Below are 18,062 nucleotides of genomic sequence, written 5' to 3'. Positions count from 1 at the left end.
ACAGGAGCCGTGGTCGGCGGAGGCGGGCGAACAGCGGATCCAGCTACAGCGTCTCCGCGTCCTGCGCCTGCTCGGCTCGGCGCGTCGCCTGCTCGATCCGTCGGTCCGTCGCGTTCGCGAGACCGGGTGGGATCCCCTCGCGCGCCGCCCCGAGCCGCTCCTGGATCCGGGCTATCCGTTCGAGCACGGTCTCCAGTTGACGGTCTGTCCCCGCACCGTCGCCCGCTCGAGCCCGCTCCTCCGCCCGCTCCGCGGCCTCGACCGCGGCGGCGAGGGCGCGTTCGAGTCCGTTCACGGCGTTCGACGGGCCGCCCTCGGAGCCGCCTCCACCGCTCCCGTCGCCGGAGTCGTCGGTATCGTCATCGTCGGTGTCCACGTTTCCATCGCCGTCGCCCTCCGCTTCCGCCGCGGCCGCGACCTCGGCGCGGGTCTCCTCGGCGATATCCGCAACGAACCCGGCAAGCGAGGCCGCTCCCGTCTCGGGTCGCTCGATCCGGATCGGCCCCCTCGCCCCCGCGTCCTCCGAGGCCGGGTTGACCCGATAGGCGCCGACCTCGTCGGCGGCGTCGCGAACCTCGGTCGTGTACGCACCGCCTGCGTGGACGTACACGGCGTCGCTCCCGTCGACCGCCGAGTCGTATATCCGACCGGCGAAGTCGTCCTCGATCGCCGTCCGCGTCACGTCCGCGTCGCTCTCGGCGTCGGAGAGTTCGACCTTCCTCGCGTGCTCGCGGGCGACGAGCGGAATCTCGCCGTCGGCACCGGCGACCGTGACTGGCTCGTCCGCCGAGACCGCGAACCGCTCGCTGTGAGGGGCCTGTCCGGCACCGTTGACGGTGAGCCGGTGCTCGCCTTCGGGCACGCCCTGCGCCACCGCGATCCCCCCGCCGAACGTCGGGATCGCTTCCGGGTCGCTCTCGATCAGGACGAACGATTCGATGCTCGCGTCCGTCGTCGTCAGCCCTTCTCCGTCCGGGGCCTCGTCGCTCTCGGTCGCCTCGGTCACGCGAGCGACGACGCCGTCGAAGGCGTCGAGCGCGTCACCGTCGAGGCCCGCCGAGTCGGCGATCGCGTCGTAGCGCTCCGCGAGTTCGGCGCGGTGGTTCCCGGCCGTGATGTCGGACGCCGGATTGTCGTATCGAGGCTGTCCCCACGGGGTACCGGTCGTCGTGATATGCCCGGCCATGGCGTTCTCAGCGATCCCCGGAACGGTGAACTCGAAGCTCAGCTGTGGGCCGGTGAACGCCGCGATATCCTCCAGTTCGGCGCTCTCGACGAGGTCGTACTCCACCACCGACTCGACGGTCCCGTCGACCGCCGCGGGCCCCGGATCGCCCTCTCTACCGCGGTAACGAAACGCGAGTCCCGTCTCCCGCAGCGGGAGGTCGGTCGGCGGCGACTCCAGGGCGTCGAGCGAGCGGACGGTGAGCGCCCCGTCGACCAACGCGTCCGGGGTGACCGAAGGGAGTTCCGGGTGCTCGTACAGCGGTTCGCCCTCGTATTCCGGAACGACGAAGGGGAGTCGCATCCCCTCGTCGCGGGGGAGCCCGTACGCGAGCGGGATTCCGAGCAGGTCCTCGACGGTGTCGACGGTCGTGTTCGTGATGTCCGCGAGGAGTTCCTCCTCGCCGACCCGCTGGAACCGGTCGGGAGCGTCGTTGATCGAGAGCGTACTGGAGTGCGAGCCGAGCTCGGGGAGGATGCGGGGAACCACGTCGGGGTCCGGGTCGAGGAACTCGTTGTTCGGGACGCTGCGGGAGTGCGAACTGGCGACGTACAGCTGCGGATCGCCGGATTCGAGGTCGACGAAGACGTGGAGCACCTCCCAGTCGTGCCAGTGGAAGTTGGCGGTGAACTGGTCGAACGCCGAGTAAAACCAGAACTGCACCACGCCGAGCGACGAGTCCTCGTACCGAACCCCGTTGTAGAAGACCGTCGGGTCGGGGGGTTCGCCCGTCGCCTCGTAGCGCTCGTGGTAGCCGTCGAACGCGAGGAACCCGTCGACGACGGTCTCGCTGTCCTCCTCGGCCGTGTAGGGGCGCGGGTCGGTGGGAAACCACGGCTCGGCCGCGTCGAAGTACAGGGTGGGCGCGAACCGAGCCGCGAGGTCGTCGAGCGTTTCGCCGTCCATCGAGAGGGTCTCCGCGTCGTCGGGATCCGAGCCCGAACAGCCCGCGACCGCGACGCTCCCCGCGCCAGCGACCGCGCTGAGGACGGTTCGGCGATTGATTCCGGAGTCCGAGGTCCGGCGCTCGATACCGGAGTTCGAGCCGTCAGTCACGGGCCCACCTCGGGCCCGAGTGCTGTGCGAGCGCAACTCGGCTGTGACGACGGCTCGGGGCGCATTTCATTCGGTCACGGTCACAGCGCCGAATAAGTCTTCTGACGGAGAACGTCGGTTCCGTCGCGGTGCGGCTCAGTCACCTCGGCTCAGACACCTCGACGGAGTCACCTCCGGCGGCTCTGGGAGAAGGTATTTGCCGCCGGGAGCGCGATAGCGGACTATGAACGGGAAGAAGGCCCTCTACTACGCCGCGATCGCGATCGCGATCCTCATCGGAGTCAGTATCGTGGTGTCGGTGCTCTCGGCGATCGTGAGCCTCGCGTGGGCGGTTATCTCCGGTGTCATCACGCTCGCGGTCCTCGCCGGACTCGTCTACGTCGCGTACAAGGCCGGTACGTGGCTCCTCGGCAGCGACGATGATGACTACGCAACAGCCAGCACGAGCGCGTCGACCGGCGGCTCACGGAGTCGCCAAGACCGGCTCCGGCAGCAGTACGTCGAGGGACAGATCAGCGAAGCGGAGTTCGAGCAGCGCATCGCGAACGAGCTCGAAACGGAGGAGCTCGACGAGATCGATCGGGAGTTGGAGCGGGAGCGGTAGGTCCGATCACGCCGGAAGGAGACTGCGTCCGGTCGCTCAGAACCGCTCGCGGAGCTCCTCGCGCAGGTCGTCGAGGTCCAGGTCCTTCATCGCGAGCAACACCAACAGGTGGTAGACGAGATCCGCGCTCTCGTAGGTGAGCTCGTCGAGGTCGTCGTCTTTCGCCGCGAGGATCGTCTCCGTCGCCTCCTCGCCGATCTTCTCTAACACCTCGTTTTCGCCCTTCTCGTGAGTGAACAGCGAAGCGGTGTACGATCCCTCGGGGAGCTCCCTTTTGCGGGACTCGATGGTCGCGAACAGTTCGTCGAGGACGGCCTCGGGCGGGACGTCGGGATCCTCGGCTTCGAGCGGGACGTCAGGATCCTCGGCTTCGAGCGGGACGTCGGGATCCTCGGCCTCCGGGCTATCGGCGTCCGGGCCCTCGGCATTCGCCCCGTCCGAGTCGCTCACGCGATCACCTCGCGCTCGGGGAAAAACGCGAGGTCGTGGAGCCGCGAGTCGTCCGTGAGTTCGGGGTGGAACGCGGTGGCAATGACGGGACCGTCCCGCACCGCGACCGGCCGCCCGTCGACTCGCGCGAGCACCTCGACGCCGTCGCCGACCGCGTCGATAGCCGGGGCGCGGATGAAGACGGCGTGGAAGGGACTCTCAAGCCCCTCGATCGGGAGCTTCGCCTCGAAGGAGTCCTTCTGCCGGCCGAACGCGTTGCGGTCGACGGAGACGTCGACGAGCCCGAGCGGGTCGACCCGGTCGTCTTTCGCGTCCCGGGAGCAGACAATAAGTCCGGCGCACGTGGCGAGCACGGGTTTGCCGCTCGCGACGTGCTCGCGGATCTCGGTGGCGATCCCCTCCCGGTGGATGAGCCGCGAGATGGTCGTCGACTCCCCGCCCGGCATCAGTAGGACGTCGCAGTCGGGCACGACACCGGAGTCTCGCACCTCGACGACCTCCGCGGGCTCGTCATGGGCGGTCGCGGCGGCCTGGACGGCCCCGGCGTGCTCGGCCACGTCGCCCTGTACGGCGATAACGCCTGCTTGCATGGCTGTCGTTCGGACGGGGACGTGCAAAAAGGGCGCGCTACGGGACGGGGACGGACGAACTACCGACCGAAGGCGATCTTACGCGACCGTCAGCGAGAGGATCTGGACGAAGACGCCGAAGAGGACGCAGAACGCGAGGACGGTCTTCGGGTCCATCGAGATGGCGTTCCGGTCCTGGGCGTCGAAGTAGCGGACGAGGCCCGCGCTGGACATCAGTCCGCCGGAGTTGGAACCGCTGCTCATACGCACTTCTGCGCCGCGCGACATGCTAAACGTTTCGCTCTCGGTTCGCCGCCGGTCGGTCCGGGTAAGCGGCGAGACGCGTCTACGGCAGTCCACGCGAGCGGCTCGCGGCGACCTGCAGTCCGGTCTGGTTCCGCCGCGCGCACGAGTGGGAAACTCTTATGCGCCGCCCGACGGTAGATTGCGCCGGATAATGACTGTTCGACTGCTGGATTTCTACGCTGACTGGTGTGGCCCGTGCAAGACGCAGGACCCGATCCTGGAGGAGATCCAGGAGGAACTCGGCGACGCCTTCGAGCTGCAGAAGGTGGACGTCGACGAGGAGCAGGACGTCGCCAATCAGTACCAGGTGCGCTCGCTCCCGACGCTCATCGTCGAGAACGACGACGGCGTGGTGGACCGATTCGTCGGCGTCACGCAGCGCGAGGACATCGAGGCCGCGCTCTCGGAAGCCGGCGCGTAGAGCATCCGTCGCGACCGCGACCCGACCGCGCTGTTCAGCGAGGGCCCGCCCCCGCCGCGTCTCGCAACCTTTTACAGCGTCGCCCGTGCAGTACCCGTATGGCCAGTTTCGACGCCGCGGAACGCCGCAACCTCGACCGACAGATCTGTATGCGCTGTAACGCTCGCAACGCCCCCGGTGCGAAGCGCTGCCGTAAGTGCGGCTACAAGAACCTCCGCCCGAAGGCGAAGGAACGCCGCGCGACGTAATCGGTCGGTCTTTTTAAAAAGATCTCCCACGGCATGAGCGACGGGTGCGTCTCACTTGGTGAACGTGATCGAGCCGCGGATGTGACCCGTTACTCGTCCGGATATTTCGGCTCGCGGCGCTCGGCGCGCTCGGTGGCGCGCTCGATGACTTCGCGGACGGTGTCGTCGCCGTCGGCGGCGCGGTAGACGCCGCCGTGGCCCGGGTACATCGCCGTCACGGTGTCGGGCAGCTGGTTGAGTAGCGTGTGGAGGCTCTCGATCAGCTCCTCGCGCGACTGGCCCGCCATGTCGGTGCGGCCGAACGACCCGTCGTCGAACGCCCCGTCGTCGTAGACGACGACGTCGCCGGAGTAGAGCCGCTCCTCGCCGACGAACGCGACGTGGTCGTCGGCGTGGCCGGGAGTGTAGACGACCTCGCACGGCTCGTCGCCGATCAGGATCTCGTCGCCGTCGACGAGCGCGACGTCTCGACGCGGGTGAGACGCGTGGGCGTACAGCGTCGCGTCGAACCGGTCGAGCACCGCGTCGAGCTCGCCGACGTGGTCGTGGTGCTGGTGGGTCAGGACGACGCGATCGAGCGCGTCGACCCCGGCGTCGGCGAGCGCGTCGGCGATGACGTCGTCCACGCCGGGCATCGTTCCGGCGTCGACGAGCGTCGGCGCGTCGCCGGGCACGAGGTAGGCGTTACAGGTGAACTCCTCCGCGTCGGCGGTGACGGTGATCGGCTCCATACGCCAGGCGACGGCTCCATCGGGTAAAAACGTGTACGCCGACGCGACTCGTCCCGGCGGTGTCCTCGGACGCGGATCTCAGCCGGGGGTTTATTACAGATGGTCTGTTAGTCTTACACACATATGGGCTTCGGAAGCTACGATGAATCCGAACAGGAGAACCAGGACCTGGACGCGGATTTTGACGACGAAGACGGAGTCCAAGCCGCCGAAGAGGTACACGACGGCTCCGTCGACTACGAACCCGGCGCGTCGAACGACGAACTCCTCGACCGGCTCCAAGAGATCAAATCCGAAGAGAACTGAGTCGGCGACCACCGAAGAGAACTAAATCGGTGATCACCGAGGAGCGCTGAATTGGAGATTCCACCCAGCCGGACGCTCGGAGTCGCGTTTTCCGACAGTGACCGCGTCAGTCACGTAGCCGGTGCCGTCGTCACCGCCGACGGCGTCCTCGACGGGCTCGGCTTCGAGCGGTGTACGGTCGGCGGCACCGACGCGACCGACGCCGTGATCGACTTGGCGGAGGCGCTCGGTCGGGAGGACGTCCGTCACGTCGCCTGTGCCGGGATCGCACCAGCGTGGTTCAATCTGCTCGATCTGCACGCGATCCGCGCCGCGCTCGACCGGCCGGTGTACGCCGTGAGCTACGAGGCGAGTCCCGGGCTCGAACCCGCGCTCCGCGAAGCGTTCGACGGCGACGCCCTCGATGGGCGGCTCGAAACGTACCGGGCGCTGCCGCCGCGGGTTCGCGTGGATTCCGCCGACGTGATCGAGAGCGACGCAGCCGAGAGCGACGCAGCCGAGAGCGACGCAGCCGAGGGCGACTCGGGTAAGAGCGGTCCGCCCGCCGGCGGCCCCCTCTTCGTCCGAAGCGTCGGGATCGACGCCCCCGACGCCGCCGCGGCGGTTCGCGGGTCGGTACGAGAGGGGTTCCGTCGCCCCGAGCCGCTGCGTATCGCCGCCATCGCCGCAAGCGCCCACCGCGAAGCGATCGCGGGAGACTGACCTGACCGTTAGTCCCGCGTCGATGGCAGCCGCGCGCCGGATGACAGTCGCAGGCCAGAGGACAGTCGCGCGCGCCGGATATATGTCGTCGCGGGGAGACTGACCGGACATGACCGACGCCGAGCCCACTGTCGCCGTCCGCGACCGCGAGCGGATCGTCCGGACGCCGGCTCACGCCGTCGCGCTCGACTGCCTGACGGCCGGGATCGAGGCCGCACTCCCCGCGCACCTCGTCCCCGCCGCCGTTTCGGTGCGGGCGGAGAGCCGGACCCTCCGTGTCACGGATACGAGCGGTGAGACTGCCGAGTACGACCTCGACGACTACGAGCGGGTGATTCTGCTCGGTGCGGGCAAGGCCGCCGCAGAGACCGCCGACGCGCTCACGGCGGTGCTCGACGGTCACGCCGCGGTCGACGCGGGAGCCGTCGTCACCGACGAGACGACGGAGGGGGCGTCGCCAGTCGGCGTCGAGGTGCTCGCCGGCGACCACCCGCTACCGAGCGCGCGTGGCGCGGAAAGCGCACGGCGGGTCCGCGAGCTGGCCGCCACCGCCGGTCCAGACGATCTCGTGTTCGTCGTCATCACGGGAGGCGGGAGCGCGCTGCTCGCGGCGCCCGCTGACCCCCTCTCGACCGACGACCTCCGCGCGGTCACCGACGAGCTGCTCGCCTGCGGCGCGTCGATCGACGAGATCAACGCGGTCCGAAAACACTGCTCGGCGGTCAAGGGCGGGCAACTCGCGCGCGCCGCGGCCCCGGCGACGGTCGTCACGCTCGCGATCAGCGACGTGATCGGCGACCCGCTCGACGTGATCGCGAGCGGTCCGACGGTCCCCGACCCGTCGACGTACGGCGACGCGCTGGCCGTCTGCGACCGGTACGATCTCGACGTCCCCGCGGCGGTCCGCGAGCACCTGCACGCCGGAGAGGCGGGCGAGCGTCCGGAGACGCCGACCGCCGACGATCCGGCGTTCGAGCGGGCGCAGGCGTTCGTGATCGGGAACGGACGGACCGCGCTCGACGCGGCCGAAAGTGCCGCGGCCGATACGGGATACGAGCCGCTCGTCCTCGCGGCCGGGGTCCGGGGCGAATCGCGCGAGGCGGCCGTCACCCACGCCGCGATCGCCGAGGAGTGCGTGGCGCGCGACGCGCCGGTCGAGCCGCCGGCCGTGCTGCTCTCGGGCGGCGAGACGACGGTGACGCTGGGCGAGGACCCGGGGAACGGCGGGCCGAACGCCGAGTTCGCGGCGAGCGCGGGGCTCGCGCTCGCGGAGGGGCCGCTCGACGCCGAGCAGCGGGGTCGAGTCGTCGTCGCGAGCGCCGACACCGACGGGATCGACGGCCCCACGGACGCCGCGGGCGCGGTCGTCGACGGCACGACGCTGGACCCGGAGGCCGCCCGTGACGCCCTCGATCGACACGACGCGTACCCGCTCCTCGACGACGCGGACGCGCTCCTGCGGACCGGTCCGACCGGGACGAACGTCAACGACCTACGGGTAATTGTCGTGGAGAGGCGGGACTGAGCGGAGGGAAGCACGCCGGTCGTTTATAAGGAACGGCGGTGCTGTGGCGTGCGCCGGTGAGCGGCCCTGCGGGCCGCGAACCGACCGCACGAGGGACGCGGCGACCGCAGGGAGCCGCGAGGCTGGGGAGGTATGAGGCTGTGCGGTGCTGTGCGGAGTGGGACTCAAAGGGGCAGTCGCGAGGACGGCGCAGGCGACGTAAGGACCGCAGGGAGCGAGTGAAACGAGCGACTGAGGACCGCAGCGAGCGTGCGCCGTCCTCGCGACTGGGGCTTTGGAGGTGTTCACCGACAGATACCAACTACCCGCGTATAGCCGAGCGACTGGGGCTTTGGAGGTGTTCACCGCAGAGCAGTCGATCGTTTATAAGCGGATTTCTGTAGGTTCAGTGGCGCTCACCGCAGATACGCCGGCGCTTGTTTATAGGTGTCCGACACCGGCCACACAGCGGCGATCTCGATCCGAGGCGGACGGACTTATGTCGCGGCCGCTCCGACTTCGATCTATGAGCGAGAACGGGGACGCGCTCGACGAGGACCTCCGGGTGCCGTCGTGCGAGCGCTGTCCGGCGCTGGTGGAGTCGCGGAGCCGGATCGTCGACGGCGTCGGGCCGACGGACGCCGATCTGGTGTTCGTCGGCGAGGGGCCGGGCGCCACCGAGGACGAGAAGGGCGAGCCCTTCGTGGGGCGCTCCGGCGACGTGCTCGACGACGCGCTCCGGGACGCCGGCCTCGCGCGGGCCGACGTTCGGATCACGAACTGCGTCCGCTGTCGGCCGCCCGACAACCGCGACCCGACGACCGAGGAGTTGGCGAACTGCCGCGGCCACCTCGACGCCGAGATCGATCGGCTCGATCCGACGCTGATCGTGACGCTCGGGAAGGTGCCGAGCGAACACCTGCTTTCCCGGTCCGTGGCGATCACGAGCGAGTCGGGCGACGTGGTCGACGCGCGGATCGGCGGGGCGGCGCGGCGCGTGCTGCTGTCCGTGCACCCGGCCGCGACGCTGTACGACCGGAGCCAGCGGGACGGCTTCTTCGAGACGATCGCCCGGGCGGGCGAGCTGTCGGGCGTCGGCGGAGTGGACGGCGCGGCGAACGGCGGCTCGGGACAGTCGCGGCTCGGCGAGTTCTGAGCCCGGAGCCGCCGCGGCGGCGCGGATCGCTGCGGGCCGAAATCGGCCGGGACACGCCCGCTCTCGGTACCTATATAGAAAACATAGAAAATGATTAGTTAGGTGAGTCGAATTTTTGCCTGTATGTCCGACAACAGGTGGTCGGCGAACCGGCGAAGATTCGTACAAGCAGCGGGCGCGGCTGGTATCGTCGGGCTCGCGGGCTGTTCCGACGACGGCGGCGAGACCGGAGACCAGTCGGGTGACGACGGCTCCTCCGACGACGGCTCCTCCGGCGACGGCGAGACGGCGGGCGAGGTCGACGACACCCCGGAAGTCAGCTGGGTGCTCAACCCGGCCGAGGCCGACGTCGACATCCTCGAACAGTACGCGCCGCTCTTCGAGTACATCGAGAGCGAGGTCGACGTCGAGCTCGACACGATCCGCGCGTCGAGCTACTCGGCGACCCTCCAAGAGATCCGCCGCGGAAGCGGCGACCTCGCGGACACCTCCCCGTCCGCCGCGGTCGCGGGACGCGACATCGCCGACGTGGTCGGGATCCGCGTCGCGTACGGCGCCGCGCAGTACTTCTCGCTCATCACCACGATGCCGGACAGCGAGATCGAGGACTTGTCCGACCTCGAAGGCGAGAACGTCGCGATGGGCGACACGCTCTCCGTCTCCGGCACGCTCGTCCCGATGACGATGCTGCAGGACGCCGGGCTCGACGTCGGCAGCGCGCCCGACGGCGACACCGTCGATTTCAACGCACAGTACTCCGATCACTCCACGGCACGCGACCAGCTGATCAACAACCCCGACGTCGCCGCCGCGACGACCGGCGCGTTCTCCACGGGCCCGCACGTTCCCCAAGAGCAGTTCGACGAGATGTCGCAGGACTTCGTCGACATCTCCGCGGAGTACGACGGGGCGGGCAGCGAGGAACCGGAACTCCAGCTGCTCGGCGTCTCCGACCCGATTCCGCGCGCACCGATCATGGCGCGGGCCGACTGGGAGGACCCGATCCGCGAGGAGATCGAAGAGGCGATCTTGAGCGTCGAGAGCGAGGACCTCCAGCACCCCGACGACTACGACGGCGAGGAACTCTGGTTCAGCGGCGTCATCCCGGGCACCCACGAGGACTTCGAGCCGATCCAGCAGGTGCTCGACGAGCTCGGCCTCGAGTTCGGCGACATCTCGTAACGCCGTTTCTCTCCCTCTCCTCCATCTCATGAGCGATATTCGAGTCGAGAACCTGACGAAACGATACGGTGAGACCGTCGCGTTGGACGACGTCTCCTTCGAGATCCCGAGCGGCGAGTTCGTCATCGTTCTCGGCGTCTCCGGATCGGGGAAGTCGACGCTTCTCCGCTGTCTCAACCACCTAACTGCACCGACCGAGGGCTCCGTGTACATCGACGACGTCGAGGTGACGGCCCCGCGCGACGACGTCGCGATGATCTTCCAGCAACACAACATCATCGGCCAGATGACCGCCTACTCGAACGCTCTCACGGGAACGCTCAACAGCTACAGTCTCGTGAAGAGCCTCCTCCAGCTACAGGACGACGCCGACAAGCGCCGCGCGCTCGAAGCGCTCGACACCGTCGGGCTGCTCGACAGCGCGCAGAGCCGCGCCCGCACGATGAGCGGTGGCCAACAGCAGCGCGTCGGGATCGCCCGTGCGCTCGTCCAAGAGCCGGAGGTGCTGCTCGCCGACGAGCCCGTGGCGAGCCTCGACCCCGGCAGTTCACAGGAAGTGATGCGGTTCCTGCTGGAAGCGGCGAACGAACGCGGCCTCACGGCGCTCGTCAGCCTGCATCAGGTGAACCTCGCGCGGAAGTTCGGTCACCGGTTCATCGGGCTTCGGGACGGGCGGAAGGTGTTCGACGGGTACCGCGACGAGCTGACTCTCGACGTGATCGACGAGATCTACGGGTCGATCGACACCGAGGGGATGTTCGCGGAGACCGACAGCGACAGGGGCGCCGGGGCGGCGGGTCCTGACGCCGGTGCCGACGCTGACGCGGATGCCGACACCGCGGATGCCGACACCGGCGTCGCCAACGCGGAGGGTGACGCCTGATGGCGTCGGATCGAATGGCCGCGATCAACGAGACGTACGAGAACATCAAACGGGCCCGACGCGTTCGGGCCATCGGCGGAACCGCCCTGGTTGCCGTCGTCTTCGGACTGTTCTTGCAGGCGCTGGCCGCGGCGAACATCTTCGAGGAGTCGTACCAGTGGGACTTCTTCGCGCAGTCGCTGCGCGATTTCTTCCCGATCACGACGTACTTCGGCTTCCTCCCGTTCATCGATTTCGGCCGGTACTACGCGTTCATCACCGAGCGGAACCTGCTGTTCCAACCGAGGGTCGGCGACGTGTTCTTCAGCGATCCGATCGCCTTCTTCGTCGACGAACTCGGGCTGTTCGCCATCTTCGGTGAGGCCGGTATCACGCTCGCAATGGGCTTTGCGGGTACCGTGATGGGGTTCCCGTTCGCACTGCTGTTCGGGATACTCGGGTCCGAGCGCGTGACCCCGTTCCCCTTCAACTTCATTTTCCGCGGCACGATGTCGGCGATCCGGGCCATCCCGGCGCTCGTGTGGGTCCTGATCTACGTTCCCCTCGCCGGGCTCGGTCCGGCCTCGGCGACGCTCGCTATCGCGACCGACACCGTCGGGAACCTCGGACGGCTGTTCGTCGACGAGCTCGAAGAGATCGAGGAGGGGCCGATCGAGGCGATGCGAACGACCGGCGCCAACCGACCGCAGACGATCACCTTCGGGATGCTCTCGCAGGTGACGACCTCCTTCATCGCGTGGACCCTGTACATCCTCGAGATCAACGTCCGGATCGCGGTCACCGTCGGCGTGTACGGCGCCGGCGGGCTCGGACAGGTGCTGGAAGTCCAGCAGGGGCTGTTCCAGTTCACGAACACGATGGCGACGCTGCTGTGTATCTTCCTGCTCATCATCTCGGTCGAGCTGTTCAGCCAGCGCGTCCGCGCCCGGCTCCGCGCCGACGAGGAGCCGATGGGGCTCGTCGAGCTGATCCGCGGGTTCCCGGAGCGGATGGCGCAGTCGATCTTCAAGTGAGTCGGTTCGGTCGACCGCGGCGTTTCCGCGGTCGGCCGTCGAATGTGACGATCGGCCATCGGCCTGCCACAAGGGAAACCGACTTTTCCGTCCCCCTCGGAGAAGACGTATGAGCACCTTCGAACCGCCCGCGGAGACGCTGGCGGACATCGTTCTCGTCGATTACGGCCTCGGGAACCTCCGATCAGCGACTCGCGGGCTCGAACGCGCGGGCGCGTCGGTCGAGATCACCGACGACCCCGAGGCGTTCGCCGCCGCCGACGGCGTCGTCCTTCCGGGCGTCGGCGCGTTCCGCGAGGGGATGGAGAACGCCGGTCCGCTCCGGGAGGCCTTGACCGACCACGCCGAGGCGGGCCGACCGCTGTTCGGAATCTGTCTCGGGATGCAGATGCTCCTCACCTCCAGCGAGGAGGCCGACCACGAGGGCGAGGGCGAGGTGACCGGGCTCGATCTGGTCCCCGGCACCAACGTCCGGTTCGACGTGGACCGGAAGGTCCCGCACATGGGCTGGAACGAGCTGGAGGTCACGCGCGACCACCCCATCGTCGAGGGCGTGGCGGGTGAGTACGCCTACTTCGTCCACTCGTACTACGCCGAGCCCGACGACCCCGACGCGGTCGTCGCCACCGCCGACTACGGCATCGACTTCCCGGCGGTCGTCGCCAACGACGCGGGCAACGTGTTCGGCACCCAGTTCCACCCCGAGAAGAGCGGGGAGACGGGGCTCCGGATCCTGCGGAACTTCGTCGAGTACTGCGCGGAGCGGTAGCTCCGGTCATGGTCGACGACAGCCGTCCGGTCCGTCTCGGCGTCGACGTCGGCGGCACGTTCACCGACGTGGCGCTCGTCGTCGGCGACGGTCTCACGACCGCGAAGGTTTCGACGACGACGCCGCAACACGATGGCGTCCTCGACGGGATCCGCGAGGCGTGCGACGCGGCCGACATCGACCCCGCCGCCGTCGACGTCTTCGCGCACGCGACGACGGCCTCCGTGAACGCCCTCCTCGAACGCGACGGCGCGCGGACCGCGCTCGTGACGACCGCCGGCTTCCGAGACGTCCTCGAGATCGGGCGACAGGACCGCCCCTCCTTGTACGATCTCGGAGCCGAAAAGCCGGCACCGCTCGTCCCGCGACGGCGGCGCTTTGAAATCGACGAGCGCGCGACCGTCGAGGGGATCGAGCGTCCGGTCGCGCCCGACGCGGTCCGCGAACTGGCGGACGAGATCGCGGCGACGGACGCCGAAAGCGTCGCCGTGTCGCTGCTGCACGCGTACGCGCACCCAGAGAACGAGACCGCGGTGGCCGACGCCCTCCGCGAGGAGATCGACGTGCCGGTCTCCGCCTCCAACGACGTGCTCGCCGAGTTCCGCGAGTTCGAGCGGACGGCGACGACCGTCGCCGACGCGTACCTGACGCCGGAGCTTGACGCGTACCTCGGTCGCGTGATCGAGGGCGCACGAGATATCGGGCTCCCGGAGCCGCGGGTGATGCGCTCGAACGGCGGCGTCGCCGACGCGGAGATCGTGCGAACGAGCGCGGTGACGACGGTGCTCTCGGGGCCGGCCGCGGGAGTCGTCGGGGCCGCGGCCGTCGCGAACGGGGCGACGCTCGGTGCGGCGAATCGGAGCAGAACCGACGACGACGAAGACAGCGAAGACAGCGGAGACACCGCCCCCGCCGCCGTCACCTTCGACATGGGCGGCACGTCGAGCGACGTGAGCCTCGTGCGCGACGGCAGCGTGGAGCGAACCGCGGAGACGACGGTTGCGGACGTGCCGCTCCGAACCCCAACCGTCGACGTCGAAACCGTCGGCGCGGGCGGCGGGTCGATCGCGTGGACCGACGCCGGCGGCGCGCTCCGCGTGGGTCCCGAGTCCGCCGGTGCCGACCCCGGACCGGCCTGCTACGGCGAGGGCGGCACCGAGGCCACGGTCACCGACGCGGACGTCCTTCTGGGCTACATCGGCCCCGACGCCGCGCTCGGCGGCGACCTCTCGCTCGACGTCGACGCCGCCCGCGACGCCCTCGATCGACTCGCGGGGGCGGCGGGGATGGTCGACAATGTCGGCGCGGCGGAGACGGCGGGCGATACCGACCTCGACCCTGCGACACGGGCCGCGAGCGGCGTGTTTCGCGTCGCCAACGCGACGATGGCGCGAGCGATCCGGTCGGTCACCGTGGAGCGGGGCCACGACCCGCGGGCGTTCGACCTCGTCGCCTTCGGCGGCGCGGGACCGATGCACGCCGCCGCGCTCGCCGACCGGCTGGGAATGGAGCGCGTCCTCGTTCCCGGACCGGCCGGCGTGCTCTCGGCGTACGGGCTGCTCGCGGCCGACGAGAGCCACGACGCGGCTCGCACGGTGCGACTCTCGCTGGCGGACGCGACCGCCGGAGACCTCGACGACGCCTTCGAGACGCTGACCGACCGCGTGCTCGGCGACGTCTCGGACGCCGAGGCCGCGCGCGTCGAGCGCGCGGCAGACTGTCGGTACGCCGGACAGCGGTTCGAGCTGACCGTCGACGCCGGCGGCGACGCGCGCGCGGACGACGAGCGCGGCGACGAGTCGGGAGCCGCCCCGGACGACCTCGCGGAGCGGTTCGCGGCGGCTCACGAGCGCACGTACGGCTACCGGCACGACGCGGCCGTCGAGGCCGTCACGCTCCGAGTCACGGCCACCGTCGACGTGGAGGCCCCCGTCGTCTCCGTGCCGGACGCGGGCGACGCGAAGCGCGGGGCCCGCGAGGTCGTCTTCCCGGAGACGGGTCGCGTCGAGGCGACCGTGTACGACCGAGACGCGCTCGGTCGGGGGGCGGCGCTCGACGGTCCGGCAGTGCTGGCGGGGACCGAGAGCACGACCGTCGTTCCGCCCGGGTGGGCGGGCCACGTGCGCCGTGACGGGACGCTCGTGTTGGAGCGCACCGCGGACGCGACGGCAGGTGAGACGGCGTGAGCGACCGGAGCGAGGAACCCGACCGCGACGATACAACGAACGCCCTCGACCCGGTGACCCTGGAGGTCCTCCGCAACCAGCTCGAAGGGGTCGCCGAGGAGATGGGGACGGTCCTGATCCGCGGGGCGTACTCGCCGAACATCACCGAGCGGCAGGACTGCTCGACCGCGCTGTTCGACGCGAACGGGCGGATGGTCGCGCAGGCGGAGCACATCCCCGTCCACCTCGGCGCGATGCCGGAGGCGGTCGCGGCGGTCCGCGATCGGGACCCGAACCCCGGCGACGCCTTCGTCCTCAACGACCCGTTTACGGGCGGCACTCACCTCCCCGACGTAACGCTCGTCTCGACGCTCGCGCTCGACGGCAATGTCGTCGGATACGCCGTCTCGCGGGCCCACCACGCTGATATCGGCGGGATGACGCCCGGGAGCATGCCAGCCGGCGCGAGGGAGATCTACCAGGAAGGACTCCGGATCCCGCCGGTCCGACTCGTCGCGGACGGCGAGCGCGTCGGCGACGTGTTCGACCTGCTGTTCGCGAACGTGCGGAATCCCGCCGAACGTCGCGCCGACGTGGCGGCGCAGATCGCCGCCAACGAGCGGGCCGGAGACCGGCTCCGCGAGTTGGCCGACGAACACGGACGCGACCGGCTCGAGGCCGCCTTCGACGCGGTGATCGACTACTCGCGCGAGCGGATGACCGCCGCGATCGCCGATCTCCCGAACGGGACGTACGAGGCCGCAGACGTCTTAGAGGGCGACGGCGTCACCGACGACGACATTCCGATCCGCGCCGCAGTCACCGTCGACGACGGGTCGCTCGCGGTCGATTTCGCGGGGACGGCCTCGCAGGTGGAAGGGAACTGTAACGCCCCGCTCGCGGTGGCGAAAAGCGCCGTGTACTTCGTCGTTCGCTGTGTTACCGACCCGGAGATCCCGCCGAACCACGGCTGTTACGAGCCCGTTACGGTGTCGGTTCCGGACGGCTCGCTGTTGAATCCGGACCCGCCGGCCGCGGTCGTCGGCGGGAACGTCGAGACCAGCCAGCGGGTCACTGACGTCGTGCTCGCGGCGCTCGGCGAGGCCGCGCCTGACCGGGTGACCGCGGGGAGTCAGGGAACGATGAACAACCTCACGATCGGGAGTCGCGGGGGCGGGCGCGAGGCCAGAGACGAGGGCGGAGGCGGGAAACGGGGGGCGTTCACCTACTACGAGACGATCGGTGGCGGATTCGGCGGCCGCCCGGACGCCGACGGGATGGACGGCGTGCAGGTCGGGATGACGAACACCCTCAACACGCCGGTCGAGGCGCTGGAGGCCGCGTACCCGCTCCGGATCGAGCGGTACGCGTTCCGCCCCGACAGCGGCGGCGCGGGGCGACACCGCGGCGGGCTCGGGCTGGAGCGAACGGTCAGAACAGAGGTCGACGCCACCGTCTCGCTGCTGACCGAGCGGCGGCGCTACCCGCCCGCGGGCCGGGAGGGCGGCGAACCCGGCGCGCTCGGCGAGAACCTGATAAACGGGGAGTCGATGCCGGCGAAGACGACGGTCGACGTGCCGGCCGGAACGACCGTGACCGTCCGGACCCCGGGCGGCGGCGGGTACGGCGATCCGAGCGGGCGAGCGGCGGCTGCGCGGGAGCGTGACTCGGCAGACGGGAAAGTGAGCGGAGACGAGGAGTGAGACCGCGTCGCCTCCCGAGCCGCTCTACAGCTCGGCGTACGGTCCGGGCTTGGCGGCGGTGAGTCGGTCGACCTGCTCGTCGGACAGGTCGATCGCCGCGGCCGCGAGGTTCTCTTCGAGCTGCTCGACGGTCCGCGCGCCGACGATGGGCGCGGTGACGCCGTCGCGGTGAGCCAGCCACGCGAGGGCGGTCTGGGCGGGCGAGGCGTCGACCTCCTCGGCGACCCGATCGAGCTCGTCGTGGACGTCGAAGTTCTCCGGCGTGAGATACGCCTCCTGGAAGCGACTGGACTCGGCGGCCTTCGACTCCTCGGGGAGATCCTCGTCGCGGTCGTACTTCCCGGTTAAAAAGCCCTGACCGAGCGGGCTCCACGGCGAGACGGCGAGGTTCTGCTGGCGCGCGAACTCCAGATAGTCGCCTTCGACCTCGCGGTCGACGAGGTTGTAGCGCGGCTGGAGCACGGTGAACGGCTCCCAGCCCTCGCTGCGGGCGATCGCGTTGGCGCGGGCGACCTTCCACGCGTTCGGGCGGAGCGTGGAGGCGCCGAGGTAGTGGACCGTGCCGGACTCGACGAGGCCGTTCAGCGTCTTCATCAGCTCGCGGGCGGGCGTCTCGTCGTCCCAGCGGTGGATGTAGAGGACGTCGATGTAGTCGGTGTCGAGCCGGTCGAGGAGGGCGTCGACGCGGTGGCGGACGTTCTTCCGGTTCGTCCCGCGGCTGTTCGGGTCGCCGTCGCGTATCTGCCAGTATACCTTCGAGGCGATCGTGTAGCGCTCGCGGTCGCGGTCGGCGAGCCAGTCGCCGATCCAGCGCTCGCAGTCGCCGCCGCCGTACACGTCGGCGGTGTCGATATACCGGCCGCCCGCGGTCTCGTAGGCGTCGAGCAGCTCGTGGGCGCGGCCCTCGTCGATCTCCACGTTCCCCGCTTCGGTCACGCGGCCGAACCGCCACGTGCCGAACTGGAGCTCGCTCGTTCGGAGTCCGGTTCGGCCGAGCGGGACCGTGTCGAGGTCGATCTCATCGAGTGTCGGCGTCATCGTCCGAGCGTTCTCGCCCTCGGCGCAAAAA

19 protein-coding genes are annotated in these 18,062 nt (G+C 69.6%); 13 read left to right on the top strand and 6 right to left on the bottom strand.

The genetic code is table 11. The features are described from left to right. Nucleotides 1–43 precede the first annotated feature (43 nt). Nucleotides 44–2,281, bottom strand: coding sequence for a hypothetical protein (locus ACNSN4_RS01715; protein ID WP_418284037.1), 2,238 nt, complete (start codon nt 2,279–2,281; stop codon nt 44–46). 223 nt (nt 2,282–2,504) lie between these two features. On the opposite strand from ACNSN4_RS01715, the gene ACNSN4_RS01710 reads away from it, so the two are divergent. Beyond that, nucleotides 2,505–2,885: an SHOCT domain-containing protein gene (locus ACNSN4_RS01710; RefSeq protein WP_418284036.1), complete on the top strand. Its 381-nt coding sequence runs from the start codon at nt 2,505–2,507 to the stop codon at nt 2,883–2,885. 36 nt (nt 2,886–2,921) lie between these two features. On the opposite strand, the gene hisE is transcribed toward ACNSN4_RS01710, so the two are convergent. The 3 genes from hisE to ACNSN4_RS01695 all read right to left on the bottom strand — a co-directional run bounded on the left by hisE (nt 2,922) and on the right by ACNSN4_RS01695 (nt 4,168). Further along, nucleotides 2,922–3,335: a phosphoribosyl-ATP diphosphatase gene (hisE, locus tag ACNSN4_RS01705; RefSeq protein WP_418284035.1), complete on the bottom strand. Its 414-nt coding sequence runs from the start codon at nt 3,333–3,335 to the stop codon at nt 2,922–2,924. Further along, nucleotides 3,332–3,925 carry a pyridoxal 5'-phosphate synthase glutaminase subunit PdxT gene (gene pdxT / locus ACNSN4_RS01700; protein ID WP_418284034.1) on the bottom strand — a complete coding sequence of 198 codons (594 nt, stop codon included), beginning with the start codon at nt 3,923–3,925 and terminating at the stop codon, nt 3,332–3,334. The genes hisE and pdxT overlap by 4 nt, the downstream gene beginning before the upstream one ends. A 78-nt stretch (nt 3,926–4,003) precedes the next feature. After that, the gene (locus ACNSN4_RS01695; RefSeq protein ID WP_418284033.1) at nt 4,004–4,168 is read right to left on the bottom strand and encodes a preprotein translocase subunit Sec61beta; all 165 of its coding nucleotides are present in this window, start codon (nt 4,166–4,168) and stop codon (nt 4,004–4,006) included. Between the two features lie 193 nt (nt 4,169–4,361). On the opposite strand from ACNSN4_RS01695, the gene trxA reads away from it, so the two are divergent. Beyond that, nucleotides 4,362–4,631 carry a thioredoxin gene (gene trxA, locus ACNSN4_RS01690; protein ID WP_418284032.1) on the top strand — a complete coding sequence of 90 codons (270 nt, stop codon included), beginning with the start codon at nt 4,362–4,364 and terminating at the stop codon, nt 4,629–4,631. 98 nt (nt 4,632–4,729) lie between these two features. Further along, entirely contained in the window at nt 4,730–4,879 is a 150-nt protein-coding gene (locus ACNSN4_RS01685) for a 50S ribosomal protein L40e (RefSeq protein WP_418284031.1), read from the top strand. A gap of 89 nt (nt 4,880–4,968) precedes the next feature. Here the strand turns inward: ACNSN4_RS01685 and ACNSN4_RS01680 are convergent, their stop codons facing one another. After that, a complete protein-coding gene (locus ACNSN4_RS01680; protein WP_418284030.1) occupies nt 4,969–5,610 on the bottom strand; it encodes an MBL fold metallo-hydrolase in 642 nt (213 codons plus the stop codon). A gap of 123 nt (nt 5,611–5,733) precedes the next feature. On the opposite strand from ACNSN4_RS01680, the gene ACNSN4_RS01675 reads away from it, so the two are divergent. The 10 genes from ACNSN4_RS01675 to ACNSN4_RS01630 all read left to right on the top strand — a co-directional run bounded on the left by ACNSN4_RS01675 (nt 5,734) and on the right by ACNSN4_RS01630 (nt 16,993). Beyond that, the gene (locus ACNSN4_RS01675) at nt 5,734–5,916 is read left to right on the top strand and encodes a DUF5786 family protein (RefSeq protein WP_418284029.1); all 183 of its coding nucleotides are present in this window, start codon (nt 5,734–5,736) and stop codon (nt 5,914–5,916) included. A gap of 51 nt (nt 5,917–5,967) precedes the next feature. After that, the gene (locus tag ACNSN4_RS01670) at nt 5,968–6,618 is read left to right on the top strand and encodes an endonuclease dU (RefSeq protein WP_418284028.1); all 651 of its coding nucleotides are present in this window, start codon (nt 5,968–5,970) and stop codon (nt 6,616–6,618) included. A gap of 109 nt (nt 6,619–6,727) precedes the next feature. Beyond that, nucleotides 6,728–8,143 carry a glycerate kinase type-2 family protein gene (locus tag ACNSN4_RS01665; RefSeq protein WP_418284027.1) on the top strand — a complete coding sequence of 472 codons (1,416 nt, stop codon included), beginning with the start codon at nt 6,728–6,730 and terminating at the stop codon, nt 8,141–8,143. 505 nt (nt 8,144–8,648) lie between these two features. Beyond that, nucleotides 8,649–9,278 carry a uracil-DNA glycosylase gene (locus ACNSN4_RS01660; protein ID WP_418284026.1) on the top strand — a complete coding sequence of 210 codons (630 nt, stop codon included), beginning with the start codon at nt 8,649–8,651 and terminating at the stop codon, nt 9,276–9,278. Nucleotides 9,279–9,401: 123 nt separating this feature from the next. Beyond that, nucleotides 9,402–10,460 carry a phosphate/phosphite/phosphonate ABC transporter substrate-binding protein gene (locus ACNSN4_RS01655; protein WP_418284025.1) on the top strand — a complete coding sequence of 353 codons (1,059 nt, stop codon included), beginning with the start codon at nt 9,402–9,404 and terminating at the stop codon, nt 10,458–10,460. Between the two features lie 28 nt (nt 10,461–10,488). Continuing rightward, nucleotides 10,489–11,343, top strand: a complete 855-nt coding sequence (phnC, locus tag ACNSN4_RS01650; protein WP_418284024.1) for a phosphonate ABC transporter ATP-binding protein — start codon at nt 10,489–10,491, stop codon at nt 11,341–11,343. After that, the gene (gene phnE / locus ACNSN4_RS01645) at nt 11,343–12,356 is read left to right on the top strand and encodes a phosphonate ABC transporter, permease protein PhnE (protein ID WP_418284023.1); all 1,014 of its coding nucleotides are present in this window, start codon (nt 11,343–11,345) and stop codon (nt 12,354–12,356) included. The genes phnC and phnE overlap by 1 nt, the downstream gene beginning before the upstream one ends. Nucleotides 12,357–12,465: 109 nt before the next feature. Continuing rightward, a complete protein-coding gene (gene hisH, locus ACNSN4_RS01640; protein WP_418284022.1) occupies nt 12,466–13,125 on the top strand; it encodes an imidazole glycerol phosphate synthase subunit HisH in 660 nt (219 codons plus the stop codon). Between the two features lie 8 nt (nt 13,126–13,133). Continuing rightward, the gene (locus tag ACNSN4_RS01635) at nt 13,134–15,311 is read left to right on the top strand and encodes a hydantoinase/oxoprolinase family protein (protein ID WP_418284021.1); all 2,178 of its coding nucleotides are present in this window, start codon (nt 13,134–13,136) and stop codon (nt 15,309–15,311) included. Then, complete coding sequence (locus ACNSN4_RS01630) at nt 15,308–16,993, top strand: hydantoinase B/oxoprolinase family protein (RefSeq protein WP_418284020.1); 1,686 nt, start codon at nt 15,308–15,310, stop codon at nt 16,991–16,993. The genes ACNSN4_RS01635 and ACNSN4_RS01630 overlap by 4 nt, the downstream gene beginning before the upstream one ends. 24 nt (nt 16,994–17,017) lie before the next feature. Here ACNSN4_RS01630 and ACNSN4_RS01625 read toward each other — a convergent pair whose 3' ends face one another. Then, the gene (locus ACNSN4_RS01625) at nt 17,018–18,031 is read right to left on the bottom strand and encodes an aldo/keto reductase (RefSeq protein ID WP_418284019.1); all 1,014 of its coding nucleotides are present in this window, start codon (nt 18,029–18,031) and stop codon (nt 17,018–17,020) included. Nucleotides 18,032–18,062: the final 31 nt, after the last annotated feature.

The sequence above is a fragment of the Halorubrum marinum genome (genome assembly GCF_048381195.1).
Lineage (GTDB): Archaea > Halobacteriota > Halobacteria > Halobacteriales > Haloferacaceae > Halorubrum.
Note: the sequence above shows the minus strand (reverse complement) of the source record. Positions and strands in the feature narration are given on the sequence as shown.